Origin of the sequence: Oceanicola sp. D3 (assembly GCF_006351965.1) — a bacterium.
Lineage (GTDB): Bacteria > Pseudomonadota > Alphaproteobacteria > Rhodobacterales > Rhodobacteraceae > Vannielia.
In genome coordinates, this window is sequence record NZ_CP040932.1 from 1,992,677 (window position 1) to 2,009,925 (window position 17,249).

Here is a 17,249-nt window from a genome sequence, read left to right on the forward strand (position 1 = left end):
TCAGTTGCATCGAAAGGGCTGGCCGCTTCAGCCCGTGGCCTGCGCCATCGCTTCGGCGGTGGCCTCCAGCGCCAGCATGATCGAGGCATGGCGGTTCTTGTAGCCACGCGCCGGCAGCAGCACCTCGTACCCCTCAAACGGGGCCTCCGGCACAGGCCCGTCTTCCGTCAGCATGGCCTTCAGCTGATCGCGGGCGGCGGTGATCTCTTCCGCCGTGCGCCCAATCACCTGCGCACCAAGAATTGCCGCCGAGGCCTGCCCCAAGGCGCAGGCTTTCACATCCTGCCCAAACGCGGCGATCTTGCCGCCCTCCAAAACCAGATCCACCGTCACGGTTGAGCCACAGAGCGGCGAGCGCTTTTTCACGGTCGCCTGAGGCTCGGCAAGCCGCTCTGTCAGCGGGATATCCCCCGCAAGCGAGAGAATCCGGCCCGAATAGAGCTTTATCAGGTCGTTTTCGGCGTTCATGGCTGGCCTCCGGCACGTGCTCCCCATAGATAGCGGCGGGCGCAGCGATTGCAAAGGAGCGGGCATGTCGTTTGACACCGAGACATTGGTCTATGACGCAAAGGGGCTGATCCCCGCCATCGCGCAGGATGCCGCAAGCGGCGACGTGCTGATGATGGCCTGGATGAATGCCGAGGCGGTGGCCAAAACGCTGGAAACCGGCAAGGTCACCTATTGGTCACGCTCACGGGCGGCCTTTTGGGTAAAGGGTGAAACCTCGGGCCACGTGCAAAAGCTGGTGGAACTGCGGGTAGACTGCGACCGCGATTGCCTTCTGGTGCTTGTGGAGCAGGAGGGGCCGGCCTGCCATACCAACCGTCGCAGCTGCTTTTACACCGCTGTGCGAGACGGCGCGGAGGTGGAGATCATGGCCCCGATGAAGGGCTAAAGCCCGACCTTGCGGCGTATCGCATCAGGGCTCAGCCCGTCATCCCGGTAGCGTGCAATGGCGCGGGCATCATCGCGCTTTGCCAGCCTCTTTCCGGCCTCATCCCGCACCAACGGATGATGATGGTAGCGCGGCACCGGCAGCTCCAGCAGCATCTGGAGAAACCGGTGGAGGAAGGTGGCGGTAAATAGGTCTTCGCCCCGGATCACATCCGTAACCCCCTGCGCCGCGTCATCCACCACCACCGACAGATGATAGCTCGCGCCCATGTGGGGGCGGGCCAGCACCGGGTCGCCTATGCCAGTGAGCAGGTAATCGGGCGTCAGCAGATGCTGGCCAGCATGGGCGGCGCCGGTTTCGGTAAATCCGGGTAGTGACCCCTCGCCAAGAGCCTTCTGGATGTCGAGGCGGATCGCATCGCCGGGCTCGGCCTCGCTCATAGCGCGCCCACGACAAGTGCCGGGGTAGATCAGCCCGTCTGGGCCAAAATGTGCCGCGCCCTCCTGCGGGGCCGAGGCCGCGCTGGCAATGTCGCGCCGCGAACAGCGGCAAGGGTAGGTAAGGCCCTTGGCGCTCAGCCGCTCAAGTGCTGCCCGATAGTCTGGCAAATGTTCGGATTGGCGGCGGCAAGGCTCGGGCCATGTAAGGCCGAGCCAGGCCAGATCACCCTTCAGCTGGGCTTCCCACTCGGGCCGCGAGCGGGATTGGTCCAGATCATCAATCCTGAGCAAGAAACGCCCACCCGCTTGCCGGGCCATGTCATGCGCGAGCAGCGCCGAATAGGCATGGCCCAAGTGCAGCGGGCCGGTGGGCGATGGGGCAAAGCGGGTAGTAAATGTCACGCGGGCTCAACGGGTTGGGCGGCCGCGTTCAGCCAGCCCTGCCAATCAACCTTGGCCCGGTCTGTATAGGCCTTGTACCGGTCCTTGCGCCCGCGCCGCCCGCCCTTGGCCTCAACCGGCGGAAACAGCCCGAAGTTCACGTTCATAGGCTGAAAGGTTTTCGCCTCGGCACCACCGGTGATATGGGTCACAAGTGCGCCCATCGCGGTGGTTTGCGGCACCGGGGGCAGCGTTTCGCCGCGCAACTCGGCCACCGCAAGGCGGCCCGCAAGCAAGCCCATCGCGGTGCTTTCCACATAGCCTTCCACCCCGGTGATCTGGCCTGCGAAGCGAATGTGAGGCTGCGATTTCAGCCGCATCTCGGCATCCAGCAGCGTGGGCGAGTTGAGAAACGTGTTGCGATGAATGCCGCCAAGGCGCGCAAAACTGGCGTTCTCCAACCCGGGGATCATTTTGAAAACAGTCGTTTGCGCCCCATACTTCATCTTGGTCTGAAAGCCGACGATGTTGAAGAGCGTGCCCAGCTTGTTGTCGCGCCGCAGCTGAACAACGGCATAGGCCTTTTCTTCGGGGTTGTGCGGGTTAGTCAGCCCCACAGGCTTCATCGGCCCGTGGCGCAGCGTCTCGCGCCCCCGTTCGGCCATCACCTCAATCGGCAGGCAGCCGTCAAAATACTTCGCCGTCTCGCCTTCACGAAACTCGGTCTTGTCGGCCTCCAGCAGCGCGTCGATGAAGGCCTCATACTGCGCCTTGTTCATTGGGCAGTTCATATAGGCGGTGCGCTCTTCTTCGGTCTCGCCCTTGTCATAGCGCGATTGCATCCATGCAACCGACATATCGACGGTATCGGCATGGACAATCGGGGCAATGGCATCAAAGAACGCGAGCGCCTCAGCGCCGGTTTCGGCGGCAATTGCCTCGGCCAGCGCCCCTGAGGTCAGCGGACCGGTCGCGATGATGGCAGGCCCATCCTCCGGCTTCGGCAGGGCGGTGATCTCGCGCTCCGACACGGTGACAAGCGGATGGTTCCTGAGCTGCGCCGTCACCCATTCCGCAAAGGGCTCACGGTCGATCCCAAGCGCCGATCCCGCAGGCAGCGCATGGCGATCAGCGGCAGAAATCACGAGGCCCTGCGCGGCGCGCATCTCCCAATGCAGCAACCCCACAGCGTTCTGCTCGTCATCGTCCGAGCGAAAGGAGTTAGAGCAGACCATCTCGGCAAAGTTGCCGGTCTGGTGGGCAAAGGTGCCAACGTGAGGGCGCATCTCGTGCAGCACAACGGGTTGGCCGGCTGTCACGGCCTGCCAGGCGGCCTCGGAGCCGGCCATGCCTGCGCCGATGATATGGAGTGGTTTGGTCATGGGGCGGAGATAGGCGCTCCGCCCCGATTTGGAAAGCCCTCAGCGGGTGCCGACAAACTCCCACACCATCGCGCGCTCCAGCAGGGGGCGAAGGGGCCGCACCGGGGCGAAGTTGCGCGCCGCAGCCGGGGCACTGGCACCGCGCGGCCCGCCAATGGCGGCCGTCAGCCCCACCGCAAGGCGGGTGTCTTCTGCGTCGCGCGTGCCGGATATCCGGGTGTGGTTGGCCCCAACATGCAGCGAAACCGGCGCCTGAGGCAGCACATAGCTCAGTCCAACATCCAGGGTGATCGCCGTCAGCGCGGTCTTCGCCTCCTCTGTATCAACCACCCCAAGCGCACCGTTAAGGGCGAGGTGCTCTGTCACGGCAAGGTTGGTGCCAAGCGAAGCGAAGAGATAGTCGATCTCAGAAGGGTCGGCCCGGCCCAAACCTGCGCGCGCATTCAAAGTGGCACTCTCCGATACGCTCCAAATCCCTTCCACCCCCATCTCCGTGGTGCTCGCCTCGGTGTCATTGGCGTCCGAATAAGCGAGGAACAGGCCGTATTTGGCGCTGAGATTTGGTTGAAGGTAGAGATGCGCGGCGAGGTTGCCAAACCAGACATCCCCGTAATCCGCAATCCCGACATCCAGCTGAAAGCCATGCTGGGAGGTAATCATGAAATCGGCAGTGCCGTCGAACGTCGAAACGGGAGTGTCACCCGAAAGATGGCCAAGAGATAGCTCCGCGCCCGAAAAGCCGATGCCGGAGCTTTGGGCCTCGGCGGTTCCAGCAGGCAACAGAAGGGCGGCCACGGCAATGGCTGCCGCAGAGATGCGGGTTTTCATAGACTTATCCTCAATTCGAGAGACGAAGCCCCGTGCCACCAGCTCCGTCGTGCGGCCCCAGTTTTGCCCCAATCCTTGCCAAATTTGAACGGATTTTGAGAGAGTTGGTTAACCTCTGCGGGATATGACTGCAGTCACCTTTCCCGGCGCTGCCGCGTGACAGGGGGCGGGCAGGGCCTTCAGAGGCCTGTTGCAACCCTCTGCCCCAAGAGCCACGAACCGGTTGCAATTGGTGCCAACCAATCAGCCCGCCTGTTCGGAGATGGCGACGGCACAAGCCACCGTCAAAACAAAAAAAGGGGCGTCGCAAAACACGCGACACCCCTGAGTAAAGTCCGTTCGACCAGTGCGGTTATGATGCTAGAGATCAGTCAAGCCGGACCATCCTTTACGATAGAGAGCATAGGCCCCGCCGCCTGCCACGATCAGCGGCAGCGCGAGCCCGAAGGCGACGAAGATGCCGATGCCGAGGTTATCGGCTTCGAACCCGCCGTTTGAAAGAGTGTAACCCGTGTAGATCGTCAGGCCGATGGCCGCGACGAGCCGCGTGCGAATGCCAAAAGCGACCCAGATCGCAATAACGATCAGAAGCGCATTAACGGCGATAAATTGTGCTGTCTCAATCGGGGCCCGGAACTCGGAAGTTCCAGTGGAGGCCTCGGCCGCGAGCGAGGGCACGACGAGCGTTGATAGGGATTGGTTTGCCAGGAGGAAAGCAAACGCGAGCCGGAAGGCACATTGCACCATTGGGGTTAGGGTCATCTCTACACTGCCTCAAGTGATGATTTTTCATCGTTGAGTTGAGCATGAACCCAGAAGGTGCGCCTGAAAATAGAAAATAATGCAAACCTGAAAACGCAAAATGTGTATGCCGCACATATCTGTGCTCACAACATGATTCCGGAGCCCTTGTTTTTAAGGCTCCGGCGGCACTCGTGCTTAGGCTGTTTTCAGCCGAACAACATCGCCTCTGTTAGACGGCAACCGGGCGAAACTGTCTTTGATCCAGGCAATCGTGCCTTCAACAACCGGATCACCCTTGCGAGAGGCGTGGTAAATCAGCCAGAGGTCGGTGCTGCAAATCTCCTCGCCCCCTTCCACCGGCTCGAGTTCCGGGTTGTTGCTTGCGATCGCGTCAAGAAGGGGGCCGGCCATGTCGGCGGCTGCCACGAGCTCGTAAAGCTCGTACATCGACTGCACCCTAACGGAGGGCTTTTCGTCGAAGAACGCATAGGCGCTCTGGTTGAACGGCGAGGCGTCGTAATTCTCGCTGAGCGAAACCCATCCACTGTCAGGCTTACCGCCCTTGCGGCGGTAGATACTTGAGGTCAGGCTTACGATCTTTTGGGTAATCACGCGGCCGGACTCTGGCCGCTTGTATTGGATCACCAGATCATTCTCCCCCATGCCCTCTTCCATCACCCGCTGGGTGAAGGTGTAGTTCACGTTCCTCAGGCTCGGGTCACGGTTGCTCATGTTGGGGAAGAGCATGAAGAGCGAAATGATCGGCGGGCAGCCGATAGAGAGCGAGCTGCTATGGCCCGCGGTGCCCGCGTGAATGCTGTTCATCTCCGCACCCAAACGCTGCTCGATATCCTCGGCAATCTCCAGCAGTCCGGCGATCATCGGGCTCGCCTCCCAGCCATCGGCCTTTTTGACGAAAGGCGGCTGGCCCAACTCCTCGCCCAAGCGCTCGATCCGCCGTGACATGGTCGCGACATTGATCCCGAGGCTTTGAGCCGCCGAATTCATGCGGCCATGGCGCGAGAGGGCGAGCGCGTATTTGAGGTCATCCCAACTGGGCATGATCATTTCCTGACTAGCGATTCCTACTGTACGCAACCGGAATACCGATTCTTCACATTCCGCTTTTGCATTATTCGAGGCTCGCCGACAACAGGGTGTTTGTAGGGAGCCTTACACAACTACATGATGTGTTGCCCAAATGCGGATTCTGGGTTCAACTTTACCATACGTAAGGTTTGGAGCTGCGACCGACAGGTCAAAAACTCAGCTGCGTTCGCCCGAATTCAGCGCCGTTTCGACCCGCTTGAGAAGAGACGTCTGGCGCTCATTCTCCTCCAGCAAACGCTGAAGGAGCTTGGCTTGTCGCGCAGCGCGCTGGCCGGTCACAAAGAGCACGCCGCCAATGATGGCGAGGAGCAGCAGCAGGGGGATGAATGCCATCACGATCTGAAGCGCGCCGCCACTTGCCATCATTCCTGCTCGCTTCCCTCGCTGCCGTCCGCAGTGTCGGCGCTTGCCTCTTCCACGTCCTCATCCTGCTCGGCGATCCAGGCAACCGAAACCACCTCTTCGCCTTTGCCGGTGTTGAACACCTTCACCCCGCCCGCAGAGCGCGACCGGAACGAGATGCCATCTACAGGGCAGCGGATGGATTGGCCGGTGGATGTGGCGAGCATCACCTGGTCCGACATATCCACCGGGAAGCAGGCCACGATCGGGCCATGGGGCATGCCCTTGGTCCATGCAGTCACGCCCAGGCCGCCACGGCCACGGATCGGGTAATCATGCGAGGATGAGATCTTGCCCGCGCCACTCGCGGTGATCGTCAGGATCAGGTCTTCCGCAGCCGACATCTCTGCATAGCGCTCCTGCGAAAGCTGGCCCTCGGCCACAGCTTCCTCTTCCTCGTCGGGCTCTTCCTCCTCGGTCAGCCCGGCCATGAGGCGGCGCTGTTTGAGGTAGGCCACACGCTCTTCGGAGCTGGCCTCGAAGTGCCGGATCACCGACATCGACACCACCTTGTCACCCTCAGCCAGCTTGATGCCGCGCACACCGACCGAGTTGCGCGAGTTGAACACCCGCACATCAGTGGTCGGGAAGCGGATGGCCCGGCCAGCGTCCGTCACCAGCATCACGTCATCGTCTTCCGAGCAGATGCGGGCATTGATCAGGCTCATGCCCGCGTTCTCATCCTCGAACTTCATGGCGATCTTGCCGTTCGCCTTCACGTTGGTGAAGTCGCTCAGGCGGTTGCGCCGAACGGTGCCCTTATCGGTGCAGAACATGATCTGAAGGTCGTTCCACTCTTCCTCGGGGCGGTCCACCGGCATGATGGCGGCAACCGAAACGCCCTGCGGGATCGGCAGGATATTCACGATCGCCTTGCCGCGCGAGGTGCGCCCGCCCTGCGGCAGGCGCCATGTCTTCAGCTTGTAGGCCATGCCATCGGTGGTGAAGAACAGCAGCTGCGTGTGGGTATTGGCGACAAAGAGGTTGGTAACAACATCCTCTTCCTTGAGGTCGCCGCCCGAAAGGCCCTTGCCGCCACGCTTCTGCGCGCGGAAATCGGCCAGCGGGGTGCGCTTGATGTAGCCCGATTGCGTGACGGTCACGACCATCTCTTCGCGTTCGATCAGGTCTTCGTCGTCCATGTCGCCGGACCAGTCGACAATCTCGGTGCGGCGCGGCACGGCGAACTCGTCGCGCACTTCTTTCAGCTCGTTGGAGATGATCTCCATGATCCGGTCGCGCGAGCGCAGAATATCAAGGTAATCCTTGATCTTGCCGGCCAGCTCTTCCAGCTCGTCGGTGACTTCCTTCACCCCGATCTGGGTCAGCCGCTGGAGCCGCAGCTCAAGAATGGCCCGGGCCTGCATTTCCGACAGGTTATAGGTGCCATCATCGTTCATCGTGTGGCTGGGGTCGTCGATCAGCCGGATGTAGCCCTCAATCGCCTCAGCCGGCCAACGGCGCGTCATCAGCTTTTCGCGGGCCTCTGCGGCATCGGCACTGGCCCGAATGGTGGCCACCACCTCGTCCACGTTCGAGACCGCCACAGCAAGGCCACACAGAATGTGGCTGCGTTCCCGCGCCTTGCGCAGCTCATAAGCGGTGCGGCGCGCCACAACCTCTTCGCGGAAGCCGATGAAGGCCGTGAGAAAGCCGCGGAGGGTCAGCGTTTCAGGCCGCCCGCCGTTCAGCGCCAGCATGTTGCAGCCAAAGGAGGTTTGCAGCTGGGTAAAGCGGAACAGCTGGTTCAGCACCACCTCAGGCGTGGCATCGCGCTTCAGTTCGATCACCACGCGCACGCCATGCCGGTCGGATTCGTCGGCAATGCCCGAAATGCCTTCAAGCTTCTTGTCGCGCACCAGTTCGGCGATCTTTTCGATCATCGCCGCCTTGTTGACCTGATAGGGCACCTCGTCGACGACAATCGCGTAGCGGTCCTTGCGCACTTCCTCGGTGCGGGTCTTGGCACGGATAACAACCGAACCACGCCCCTCCAGATAGGCCTTCCGCGCGCCGGAGCGCCCAAGGATGATGCCGCCGGTGGGGAAGTCGGGCGCAGGCACATATTCGGTGAGCGCCATTGAATCGAGGTCCGGGTCTTCGATCAGCGCCAGCGTCGCGTCGATCACTTCGCCAAGATTGTGCGGCGGGATGTTGGTGGCCATGCCCACGGCAATGCCCCCCGCGCCGTTGACCAGCATATTAGGGAAGCGGGCAGGGAGGACGACAGGCTCTTGGTCCTTGCCGTCGTAGTTGTCGATGAAATCGACGGTGTCTTTATCAATGTCAGCCAGCAGCGCGCCGGCTGACTTGTCCATCCGGACCTCGGTATAACGGAAGGCCGCGGCCTTATCGCCGTCCATCGAGCCAAAGTTGCCCTGCCCATCGAGCAGCGGCAGCGACATCGAAAAATCCTGCGCCATCCGTACCAGCGCGTCATAGATCGCCTGGTCGCCATGCGGGTGATATTTGCCCATCGCATCGGCCACGGGGCGCGAGGATTTACGATAGGGTTTGTCGTGGGTGTTGCCCACCTCGTGCATCGCAAAGAGAATACGCCGGTGCACCGGCTTCAGCCCGTCGCGCAGGTCGGGAATTGCACGGCTGACGATCACGCTCATCGCATAATCGAGGTAGGAGGCCTTCATCTCCTCCTCAATCGTAATCGACGGCCCGTGGTGTTCGGGCCGTTCGGGCGGATTATCCTCTGTATTTTCAGGAGGTTCTGGCGTGTCGCTCATAAGGTTTCCCGCATCGGCGCCGCATGGCTTGGGCGCTTCTAGATTTTGTTGGCGATTTATACAGTCAACACGATATGGGGTGCAACCTGCGCCGCCTTATTAGGCAAAACTGCAACGCAGCGGCACAGTAGAACATTGTTTTTATTGAAAAGTAATTGGTTCGTGGCAAGCTTTGTAACAGGGGGGAGACATCGAGAGGCGGATAGGAGACGCAGAATGGCGGAATCGGAAACCGAACTCATGCTCAAAGGATACGGGCTCACCACGGCAGAGCTGTTCTACCGGATGCCCGATTTTCAGAGCGTTATCAATACCTTCATCTGGCAGGAGTATGACCTCGCGCCAGATCACCCAAGGCTCTTCAAGTTCATCGAATTCTGGCAGGACGAGATCGAAGGTCCGCTCCATTCGGTGCGCTTCACCCATCGCAAGATGATCGCATCGGGCGAATGGCGCAATGTAACGGGCGAGTTCACCCTGCACTGAAGCGGCGGTGGGCAGGATTGCCCACCCTACGCGCGGCGGGTTGCGGCGCGGATCCAGATCGCCACGAGGATCAGCGAGAAGATCGCGTTCCAGCTTGGCATCGACAGCATCAAAAACTCGCCTGCGGACTGGTCGCACATCACCGGAGCCGCGCCCGTCGGGCTGATCAACGCGCCGCCGTCCAATTCTCCCAACCCCGATCCGGTGCAGGAGGAGGGGCCGGGCCACCACTTGCGCTCAACCCCGGTGTGAAACACCCCAAGCCCCGCCGTGGTCGCTGCCGCCAGCGCGCCCAGCCAGGCCAGCACCCGGTGTCCGGCATGCAGGCCGGGCAGCACGACGATCAGCACCGCAATCCCGAAGGCCGCCCAATGCGGGTAGCGCTGCCAGAAGCACATCGCGCAGGGCGCCATGCCAAACCCGTATTGAAAGACCCATGCGCCAAGCACCATGGCCAGCGAGCCGAGACCGGCGAGGGCAGAAAATCGTTTAAGCATCAGATGTATTTCACCAGAAAGAAGCCTCCGACGAGGATGACGACGAACAGCGTAAACATGAGCCCCAGCCGCTTCTCGATGAAGTCACGAATGGGTGTGCCAAACTTCCACAGCAGCGCCGCCACGATAAAGAAGCGCAGGCCCCGCGCGATGATCGAGGTGATGATGAAGGTGGCCAGCGGCATGCCCGTCCAGCCCGACATGATGGTGATCACCTTGAAGGGGAAAGGCGTCAGCCCCGCCGTCAGCACCGCCCAAAACCCGAAGTCATTGAAACGGGTGTTGAACTCGGCCACCGCATCGCCTTTGCCAAGTGCTGCGAGGATCGGCTGGCCCACGCTGTCAAACAGCAGCGCCCCGATGGCATAGCCAAGCAGCCCACCCAGCACCGAAGAAACAGTCGCCACCCCGGCGATCACCCATGACCTATGGGGCGTGGCGAGGATCATCGGGATCATCAACACATCGGGCGGAATCGGAAAGACCGAGCTTTCAATAAAGGCCACCACCGCAAGCGCCCAAAGCGCATAGCGGCTTGTCGCCAGCGAAATCGTCCAGTCATAAAGGGAACGCAACATGCGTGTGGCCTGTTATTGATTTGCGGCCAGTGACCATGCGGGCCCCGAGAGGTCAAGGGCGGCGGTGCCCGAAGGGAGAATGCGATGAAGTGGAGAGGGCGGCGCGGCAGCCGAAATGTGATCGACCGGCGCGGGGTGAGCGCGGGCAAGGCGGGCGGCCTCGGTGGCATTGGGCTAGTGATCGTTCTGGTGGTCGGCTGGTATCTCGGCATTGATGTCACCCCCTTCCTTGGCGGCGGCGGCGTGCCGGTGCAAACCAGCGAAAGCCGCGAGCTGAGCCCGCAGGAAGAGGCCGCCGGACAATTCGTATCGGTCGTGTTGGCCGATACCGAGGAGGTCTGGAGCCAGATCTTTCCCGAGCAGTTGGGGCGCGAGTATCGCCCGCCGCAACTCGTGCTCTTCTCTGGCAGGGTCGCCTCCGGCTGCGGCGGGGCCAGCGCCGCAACTGGCCCGTTCTACTGTCCATCCGACAGGCGCGCCTACCTCGACACGCAGTTCTTTGCCACATTGCAAAACCGCCTCGGTGCCAAGGGCGATTTTGCCGCCGCATATGTCGTCGCCCATGAAATTGCCCATCACGTGCAAAACGAGCTTGGGATTCTCGGGCAGGTGAATAAGGCCAAGGCCGCCGCCGGCGAGCGGCGGCGCAACGAGTTGAGCGTGCAAACCGAGCTTCAGGCCGATTGCCTCTCGGGCGTCTGGGCGCGCTACGCCGAAGACCGGCTGGGCACAGTCGAGCCGGGCGATCTGGATGAGGCGCTCAACGCGGCACGCTCGATCGGCGATGACGTGCTCCAGCGAAACGCCGGACGCACGCCCATGCCGCACACCTTTACCCACGGCTCCGCTGCACAGCGGCAAAACTGGTTTGCCCGGGGGTATAAACGCGGCTCGGTGGAAGACTGCGACACTTTTAGCGCTTCTCAGCTCTAAAAGCCCGCAAGCGAGTCGTTGACGGGGCAGGGAGCGCAGCTTAGGAAGCACCCGCTGGCCGGTGTGGCGGAATGGTAGACGCAGGGGATTCAAAATCCCCCGATGGCAACATCGTGAGAGTTCGAGTCTCTCCACCGGCACCAGCTTTTCCTTATTGAAAAAAGCCTATCCGCTCCCTCTTGCGGCCCCATTACCGCTGTGGTTGTGCAAAAAAGCTGTTTCTCGCCAGTGCCTTGCAACGGCCCGGTCCTTCCCTAGCGGAAACGCCCGGGAATCGATTCGAGGAGATTTTGCCGTGCCTGGCCGCCAATCGGCGCCTTGTCCGGGCATTGATGCAAAATAGAGAACATTTCTGGCGGCCACAGTCTTGCCGCAATGCGCTGCACCAAAATTGTGATCCGCACGGTTAATTGTTGCCAGAGGTGCAACAGAGCTCGGTCAATCCTCCACATTGTTTGCCGCGCCGCAGCGGGCGGAAAGTTGCCGGTTATGTGGTTAACAATCTGTAAATAAAACATAAAACTTGAAAATTTTCGTCAATTTTCGCCGTGTCTCTTAACACAGCAACGGCCTCTAATGAGCGTCAGAAAAAGGTCAAGATCAGGGCAAAACCGGCGAAGCCCGGCATGCTTCCGCCCCAATCGCGCCACTTTTCGCTTCCGGCGCAGCGCTACCCGAAGGTATACCGACCTTGCCCAACTGGGGGGCGATGTTTGCTGGCTGCGGGGGCGGCCGCACGACGACGCAGGAAAAGTTTCTGCGGGATCGGTGCGTGTCCGCTGTCCTGAAATGACAGCCGAACACGATTGGTAGCGGAAGCGATCGGCCCCTGGGCCGTGGGCTTCCCATAACCAAACCGGCGCGTTTGTTCGCGCTCTGGTCACCGCTCCCCTTTGGCTTGTGAGTGCACGTCGCGCGGATCCGCTATTGGCCGGAAACGCCGCTCGATCGGGTGAAGGTGAAGGAACGTTTGGATGACGATGGAAACGGCAGAGAGAGCAAAGCTCATTTCAGCGGAGGTGCCAGGCGCACACGCCCAGCTGCCTCGATCCCAAAGTATTCAATCCGGTTTCGCTGGAGAGACCGAACTAGAGATGAAACGCGCGGGGTCGCTGCTGACCGTATCCGCTAGACTGCAGGGGAAAATCTGATGACCTACAACTTGACCTGGGACCATCATTCTGGCGGCTGGAGCAAGTGCTTCGACGGTAAAAACTACGTCGGATACGACTGGAAGTCTTCGGGCTCCTACCACGGCGGCTGGTGGAGCTGTAAAGGTGGTGACGCCAAGATCTTCGAAGTCGACTTCGACAAGCCCGTCTGTGACGTCAGCTTCGACCTCGACTGCGTCGACTTCGATTTCGGCAAGCTGGACGACTACAAGATCGTTGCCTACGGCCCCGACGGCGAGAAACTCGATGTGACCGTTACCCAGACCAAGGACGGCTGGGGCGGTGGTGCAGTGGACAGCGGCACCGTGACCATCGAAGGCCCGGTGAGTTCCATCGAGATCATCCAGACCGAGTTCGGCTATGAGGACTACGGCATCAAGATCGGCGAGATGACCTTCGAGTGCGATGATCCCCACCAGGAAGGCGACGGCATCGTTTCCGGCACGGGCGGCGACGACCTGATCGACGTCACCTACACCGGCGACCCCGAAGGCGACATGATCGACAACAACGACGCGCTGATCGGCAACGTCGGCTCCAACGACGATATCGTGGTGGCCGGCGACGGCGACGACACGGTGCTGGCCGGTGAGGGCGACGACGAGGTCTACGGCAACGGCGGGTCCGACCACCTTGAGGGCGGCGACGGCAACGACATTCTGATCGGCGACGACGGCGGGGCCTATGGCGACGGCGCTGGCGCTGGCACCGAGACCCAAGAAGTCTTCAAGTGGTCCGAGCTGGACGACAAAGACGGCGGCCACCTGTCTGACGGCGAGAAAATCACCAGCCAGACCCAGGACACCGGCGAAAACACGCTAACGCTGACGCTGGAAACGTCCTACGACAACCGGTTCTCGACCGACCAGCAGAAGGTGCACTCGATCGACACCGGTGAGCTGCCCGGCGCCAACCCGCATTCCTCGCTTGAAAGCGAGCTGGATCACGAGGGCGACAGCCAGACCTACACGCTGGAGTTCGATAAAGACGCCGAGAACGTGTCGTTCCGCGTCAATGACATCGATTTCGACAGCACCGTGGTGGTGACCGCCTACGATGCCGATGGCAACGAAGTGCCGGTCGATATCTCCGCGGGCAGCGGCGTGACCCTGCAAGACAACGATGGCGTGGCCGGCTATGAGACTGCCGTTTCCAACGGCGGCGGCGCAGCTGATACCTCGCCGGATTACTCCGGTCTGGTGAGCATCCCCGGGCCGGTGGCGAAAATCGTCATCACCCATGTTCAGGATGGCCACAGCGACAGCGGCGTGAACGTCACCGACATCTACTTCGACACCATCACCGAGGGCGAAGGCTCGGGTGAGGCCGGTGACGATGTGATCCTCGGCGGCGCTGGCGACGACTACATCGAAGGCAACGGCGGCGAAGACACCCTCGACGGTGGCGAAGGTGCCGACACGGTGCTGGGCGGCGATGATGCCGACACCATCATCGGCGGTGCAGGCGATGTGGTCGACGGCGGCGCCGGTGGCGACGACAACGACACCCTCGATCTGTCCATCGGTGATCCCTTCTACCTGACCGATCTGGAAGAAGACTCCAACGGCAACGGCTGGAACGGCACGGTTGTCTATCTCGATGCGGACGGCGAGCCGACCGGCGAGACCATGACCTTCACCGAGATCGAAAACATCAACGGCACGCCGGTCAACCAGCTGCCGGTCGCCAATGACGATCTGGCCGAGGTGGATGAAGACGGCTCCGTCACCATCCCCGTGCTCGCCAATGACAGCGATCCCGATGGCGGCACGCTCACCGTTGAAAGCGCAGATGCCGACAACGGCACCGTGACCGTCAACGCCGATGGCACAATCACCTACGAGCCGAACGCAAACTTCAACGGCACCGACACGATCACCTATGAGGTGAGCGACGGCCAGGGTGGCACCGATACCGCCACCGTCACCGTCACCGTGAACCCGGTGAACGACGATCCGGAAGCCAATGACGATCTGGCCGAGGTGGACGAGGGCGAAAGCGTCAACATTCCGGTGCTCGAGAACGACACCGACGTGGACGGCGACACGCTCACCGTGTCCGATGCCTCTGCCGAGAACGGCTCCGTCACCATCAATGGCGATGGCACCATCACCTACACGCCGGACGACGGCTTCACCGGTGAAGACACCATCACCTACGAGGTGAGCGACGGGCAGGGCGGCACCGACACCGCCACTGTGACCGTGACCGTCAATGACGTGAACGAAGATCCCGACGCGAAAGACGATGTTGCCAGCGGCGACATTCTGAACTCGGTCACCGTCAACGTGCTCGAAAACGACACCGACGCGGATGGCGACACGCTCACCATCGACAGCATCACCCAACCCGCCGAGGGCGGCACCGTGGTGGACAACGGCGATGGCACCGTGACCTTCACGCCCGATGGCACCGTCGATGGCGATGTGACCTTCGAATACACTGTCAGCGACGGCAACGGCGGCTTCGACACGGCCACTGTAACGCTGACCCTGAAGGACGGCATCGTCGAGGGCACCTCGGGTGCCGACGTGATCGACACCAGCTACACCGGCGACCCGGAAGGCGATGTGGTCGACGGCGGTGACAACATCTTCGGCGGCAACCCCGATGATGACATCATCCACGCAGGCGCTGGCGACGATATCGTGATTGCCGGCGAAGGTGATGACGAGGTCGACGGCGGCGAGGGCAACGACACCCTCGACGGCGGCGCTGGCGACGACTTCATCCGCGGTGGTGGCGGCAACGACACCATCGACGGTGGCACCGGCAACGACGATATCCGTGGGAACACCGGCGATGACACCATCGACGGCGGTGAGGGCGACGACATCATCTACGGTCAGGGTGGCAACGACACCATCGACGGTGGCACGGGCGACGACTGGATTCGCGGCGGCAAAGACGCCGATGTGATCGCAGGCGGTGACGGCAACGACACCATCGACGGCATGTCTGGCGATGACACCCTCACCGGCGGTGAAGGCGATGACTACATCCTCGGCGGCGGCGGTAATGACTACATCGACGGCGGCGCAGGGGACGATGAGCTGATCGGCCACAACAACGTCGACACCATCATCGGTGGTGATGGCAATGACACGGTGGATGCCGGCTCCGGTGACGACTACATCGACACCTCCGGCAATATCGACGCCTTCGGCGTTTCCGGTTCGCCCGATCAGGGCTACCCCGGCATCTGGGCGCCCGATGACAACCCGAACGATGACAAAGACATCGTCTATGGCGGTGCTGGCAACGACACCATCATCACCGGCGACGATGACGACTACATCGAAGGCGGCGACGGCGACGACACCATCGACGCGGGCTTCGACGACGACACCGTGCTTGGTGGTGCCGGCGACGACACCATCGTGGGCGGTGAAGGCAACGACATCATCGACGGCGGTGACGGCAACGACACCATCTACGGTGGTCTGGACCCGGCCTTCCCCGATGTGCTGAACATCCCCGATGAAGAGGGCGACCTTCGCCCCGACAACGGTGATGACGTCATCCACGGCGGTGCCGGCAACGACACCATCTACGGCCAGGACGATGATGACTTGATCTACGGTGACGAGGGTGACGACATCATCGACGGCGGCGTGGACGACGACGAGATCTACGGCGGCACCGGGAATGACACGATCATCGGCGGCGAGGGCGAAGACGAGCTCTATGGCGACGACGACCGTGACACCTTCATCGGCGGCAACGCGGGCGACCACGTTGACGGCGGCGACGGCGGCGATGACTTCGACACGCTCGACCTGACCGGCTCCAATGTCGACTACATCGAGTACACTTCGCCCGATAAAGAAGACGGTATCGTCCACTTCGAGGACGGCGGCACGATGACCTTCGAGGAAATCGAAAATGTCATCCCCTGCTTCACACCCGGCACGCTGATTGCGACGCCGCGTGGCGAAGTGGCCGTCGAAGAGCTGAAGGTCGGCGACAAGGTCATCACCCGCGACAACGGCATCCAAGAGATCCGTTGGCTGGGCCGCACCGATGTGGACACGGTTGAGCTGTTGAAGCGCCCCGCACTCCGCCCGGTTCGCATTGCCCAAGGCGCGCTCGACGGCAACCTGCCTGAGCGTGACATGCTGGTAAGCCCGCAGCACCGTGTGCTGGTGGCGTCCGATCGTGCGGCGCTCTACTTCGAAGAGCGTGAAGTTCTGGTCGCGGCCAAGCACCTGATGAACGGTGAAGGCATCGCCGAAGCGCAGGATGTGGCCTCCGTGACCTACATCCACTTCATGTTCGACCAGCACGAGGTGGTGCTGTCTGACGGGGCCTGGACCGAAAGCTTCCAGCCCGGCGACTACACCCTCGAGGGGCTCGACAACGAGCAACGCGAGGAACTCCTGTCGCTCTTCCCCGAGCTTAAGGAGAAAGAGGGCCGCGAAGGCTACACCGCCGCACGCAAGACCCTGAAAAAGCACGAGGCTCTGCTGCTCAGCGAGTGACGGAGCACGCGCCCGGCGACCCCAGTTAATCGCCGGGCGCACCACACCCCCACGCCGGATGTTTCGGCTGGGGTGACTTCCAACTCATCCGCGCCCCGGTTGCCTTGGGGCGGGCTCGCAAGGGCCCATGGTAGGCAGCCGAAACGGGCGATCCCCGAGGGGACATATGCAGCTTGTCC

15 protein-coding genes and 1 tRNA gene are annotated in these 17,249 nt (G+C 61.8%); 5 read left to right on the top strand and 11 right to left on the bottom strand.

Annotation, left to right across the window (positions count from 1 at the left end):
- Window positions 1-27: 27 nt before the first annotated feature.
- Window positions 28-468: an iron-sulfur cluster assembly scaffold protein gene (locus FHY55_RS10100; RefSeq protein ID WP_140014070.1), complete on the bottom strand. Its 441-nt coding sequence runs from the start codon at window positions 466-468 to the stop codon at window positions 28-30.
- 64 nt (window positions 469-532) lie between these two features.
- On the opposite strand from FHY55_RS10100, the gene hisI reads away from it, so the two are divergent.
- Window positions 533-895, top strand: a complete 363-nt coding sequence (hisI, locus tag FHY55_RS10105) for a phosphoribosyl-AMP cyclohydrolase (RefSeq protein WP_140014071.1) — start codon at window positions 533-535, stop codon at window positions 893-895.
- On the opposite strand, the gene gluQRS is transcribed toward hisI, so the two are convergent.
- From gluQRS to gyrA, 7 genes are all read right to left on the bottom strand, one after another.
- Complete coding sequence (gene gluQRS, locus FHY55_RS10110; protein WP_140014072.1) at window positions 892-1,737, bottom strand: tRNA glutamyl-Q(34) synthetase GluQRS; 846 nt, start codon at window positions 1,735-1,737, stop codon at window positions 892-894. The genes hisI and gluQRS overlap by 4 nt on opposite strands.
- On the bottom strand, window positions 1,734-3,098 hold the full coding sequence (gene trmFO / locus FHY55_RS10115) for a methylenetetrahydrofolate--tRNA-(uracil(54)-C(5))-methyltransferase (FADH(2)-oxidizing) TrmFO (RefSeq protein WP_140014073.1): 1,365 nt from the start codon (window positions 3,096-3,098) through the stop codon (window positions 1,734-1,736). Before trmFO ends, gluQRS begins: the two co-directional genes overlap by 4 nt.
- 39 nt (window positions 3,099-3,137) lie before the next feature.
- Window positions 3,138-3,926 carry a hypothetical protein gene (locus tag FHY55_RS10120; RefSeq protein WP_140014074.1) on the bottom strand — a complete coding sequence of 263 codons (789 nt, stop codon included), beginning with the start codon at window positions 3,924-3,926 and terminating at the stop codon, window positions 3,138-3,140.
- Between the two features lie 360 nt (window positions 3,927-4,286).
- On the bottom strand, window positions 4,287-4,688 hold the full coding sequence (locus tag FHY55_RS10125; protein WP_140014075.1) for a hypothetical protein: 402 nt from the start codon (window positions 4,686-4,688) through the stop codon (window positions 4,287-4,289).
- A 177-nt stretch (window positions 4,689-4,865) separates the two neighbouring features.
- The gene (locus FHY55_RS10130) at window positions 4,866-5,732 is read right to left on the bottom strand and encodes a LysR family transcriptional regulator (RefSeq protein ID WP_168222970.1); all 867 of its coding nucleotides are present in this window, start codon (window positions 5,730-5,732) and stop codon (window positions 4,866-4,868) included.
- Window positions 5,733-5,936: 204 nt separating this feature from the next.
- Window positions 5,937-6,146 (bottom strand): hypothetical protein, encoded by a 210-nt coding sequence (locus FHY55_RS10135; RefSeq protein ID WP_140014077.1) that lies wholly within the window; start codon window positions 6,144-6,146, stop codon window positions 5,937-5,939.
- On the bottom strand, window positions 6,143-8,923 hold the full coding sequence (gene gyrA / locus FHY55_RS10140; protein ID WP_140014078.1) for a DNA gyrase subunit A: 2,781 nt from the start codon (window positions 8,921-8,923) through the stop codon (window positions 6,143-6,145). The genes FHY55_RS10135 and gyrA overlap by 4 nt, the downstream gene beginning before the upstream one ends.
- 216 nt (window positions 8,924-9,139) lie before the next feature.
- Between gyrA and FHY55_RS10145 the strand changes: the two genes are divergently transcribed.
- Window positions 9,140-9,409: an usg protein gene (locus tag FHY55_RS10145; RefSeq protein ID WP_140014079.1), complete on the top strand. Its 270-nt coding sequence runs from the start codon at window positions 9,140-9,142 to the stop codon at window positions 9,407-9,409.
- Window positions 9,410-9,435: 26 nt separating this feature from the next.
- Here the strand turns inward: FHY55_RS10145 and FHY55_RS10150 are convergent, their stop codons facing one another.
- Both FHY55_RS10150 and FHY55_RS10155 read right to left on the bottom strand, forming a co-directional pair.
- Entirely contained in the window at window positions 9,436-9,906 is a 471-nt protein-coding gene (locus FHY55_RS10150) for a disulfide bond formation protein B (RefSeq protein ID WP_140014080.1), read from the bottom strand.
- The gene (locus tag FHY55_RS10155) at window positions 9,906-10,484 is read right to left on the bottom strand and encodes a YqaA family protein (RefSeq protein ID WP_140014081.1); all 579 of its coding nucleotides are present in this window, start codon (window positions 10,482-10,484) and stop codon (window positions 9,906-9,908) included. The genes FHY55_RS10150 and FHY55_RS10155 overlap by 1 nt, the downstream gene beginning before the upstream one ends.
- A gap of 84 nt (window positions 10,485-10,568) precedes the next feature.
- Between FHY55_RS10155 and FHY55_RS10160 the strand changes: the two genes are divergently transcribed.
- Window positions 10,569-11,417, top strand: a complete 849-nt coding sequence (locus FHY55_RS10160; protein ID WP_140014082.1) for a neutral zinc metallopeptidase — start codon at window positions 10,569-10,571, stop codon at window positions 11,415-11,417.
- Between the two features lie 57 nt (window positions 11,418-11,474).
- Window positions 11,475-11,560: transfer RNA gene (locus tag FHY55_RS10165), tRNA-Leu, on the top strand.
- 111 nt (window positions 11,561-11,671) lie between these two features.
- Here FHY55_RS10165 and FHY55_RS10170 read toward each other — a convergent pair.
- Window positions 11,672-11,935, bottom strand: coding sequence for a hypothetical protein (locus tag FHY55_RS10170; protein WP_140014083.1), 264 nt, complete (start codon window positions 11,933-11,935; stop codon window positions 11,672-11,674).
- Between the two features lie 632 nt (window positions 11,936-12,567).
- On the opposite strand from FHY55_RS10170, the gene FHY55_RS10175 reads away from it, so the two are divergent.
- On the top strand, window positions 12,568-17,070 hold the full coding sequence (locus tag FHY55_RS10175) for an Ig-like domain-containing protein (RefSeq protein ID WP_140014084.1): 4,503 nt from the start codon (window positions 12,568-12,570) through the stop codon (window positions 17,068-17,070).
- Window positions 17,071-17,249: the final 179 nt, after the last annotated feature.

What these genes read in the sequence shown, in the direction of transcription:
- FHY55_RS10100 (WP_140014070.1), bottom strand. Translation starts at nt 468, where the DNA reads ATGAACGCCGAAAACGACCTGATAAAGCTCTATTCGGGCCGGATTCTC.
- hisI (WP_140014071.1), top strand. Translation starts at nt 533, where the DNA reads ATGTCGTTTGACACCGAGACATTGGTCTATGACGCAAAGGGGCTGATC.
- trmFO (WP_140014073.1), bottom strand. Translation starts at nt 3,098, where the DNA reads ATGACCAAACCACTCCATATCATCGGCGCAGGCATGGCCGGCTCCGAG.
- FHY55_RS10120 (WP_140014074.1), bottom strand. Translation starts at nt 3,926, where the DNA reads ATGAAAACCCGCATCTCTGCGGCAGCCATTGCCGTGGCCGCCCTTCTG.
- FHY55_RS10125 (WP_140014075.1), bottom strand. Translation starts at nt 4,688, where the DNA reads ATGACCCTAACCCCAATGGTGCAATGTGCCTTCCGGCTCGCGTTTGCT.
- FHY55_RS10130 (WP_168222970.1), bottom strand. Translation starts at nt 5,732, where the DNA reads ATGCCCAGTTGGGATGACCTCAAATACGCGCTCGCCCTCTCGCGCCAT.
- FHY55_RS10135 (WP_140014077.1), bottom strand. Translation starts at nt 6,146, where the DNA reads ATGATGGCAAGTGGCGGCGCGCTTCAGATCGTGATGGCATTCATCCCC.
- gyrA (WP_140014078.1), bottom strand. Translation starts at nt 8,923, where the DNA reads ATGAGCGACACGCCAGAACCTCCTGAAAATACAGAGGATAATCCGCCC.
- FHY55_RS10145 (WP_140014079.1), top strand. Translation starts at nt 9,140, where the DNA reads ATGGCGGAATCGGAAACCGAACTCATGCTCAAAGGATACGGGCTCACC.
- FHY55_RS10150 (WP_140014080.1), bottom strand. Translation starts at nt 9,906, where the DNA reads ATGCTTAAACGATTTTCTGCCCTCGCCGGTCTCGGCTCGCTGGCCATG.
- FHY55_RS10155 (WP_140014081.1), bottom strand. Translation starts at nt 10,484, where the DNA reads ATGTTGCGTTCCCTTTATGACTGGACGATTTCGCTGGCGACAAGCCGC.
- FHY55_RS10160 (WP_140014082.1), top strand. Translation starts at nt 10,569, where the DNA reads ATGAAGTGGAGAGGGCGGCGCGGCAGCCGAAATGTGATCGACCGGCGC.
- FHY55_RS10170 (WP_140014083.1), bottom strand. Translation starts at nt 11,935, where the DNA reads ATGTTTTATTTACAGATTGTTAACCACATAACCGGCAACTTTCCGCCC.
- FHY55_RS10175 (WP_140014084.1), top strand. Translation starts at nt 12,568, where the DNA reads ATGACCTACAACTTGACCTGGGACCATCATTCTGGCGGCTGGAGCAAG.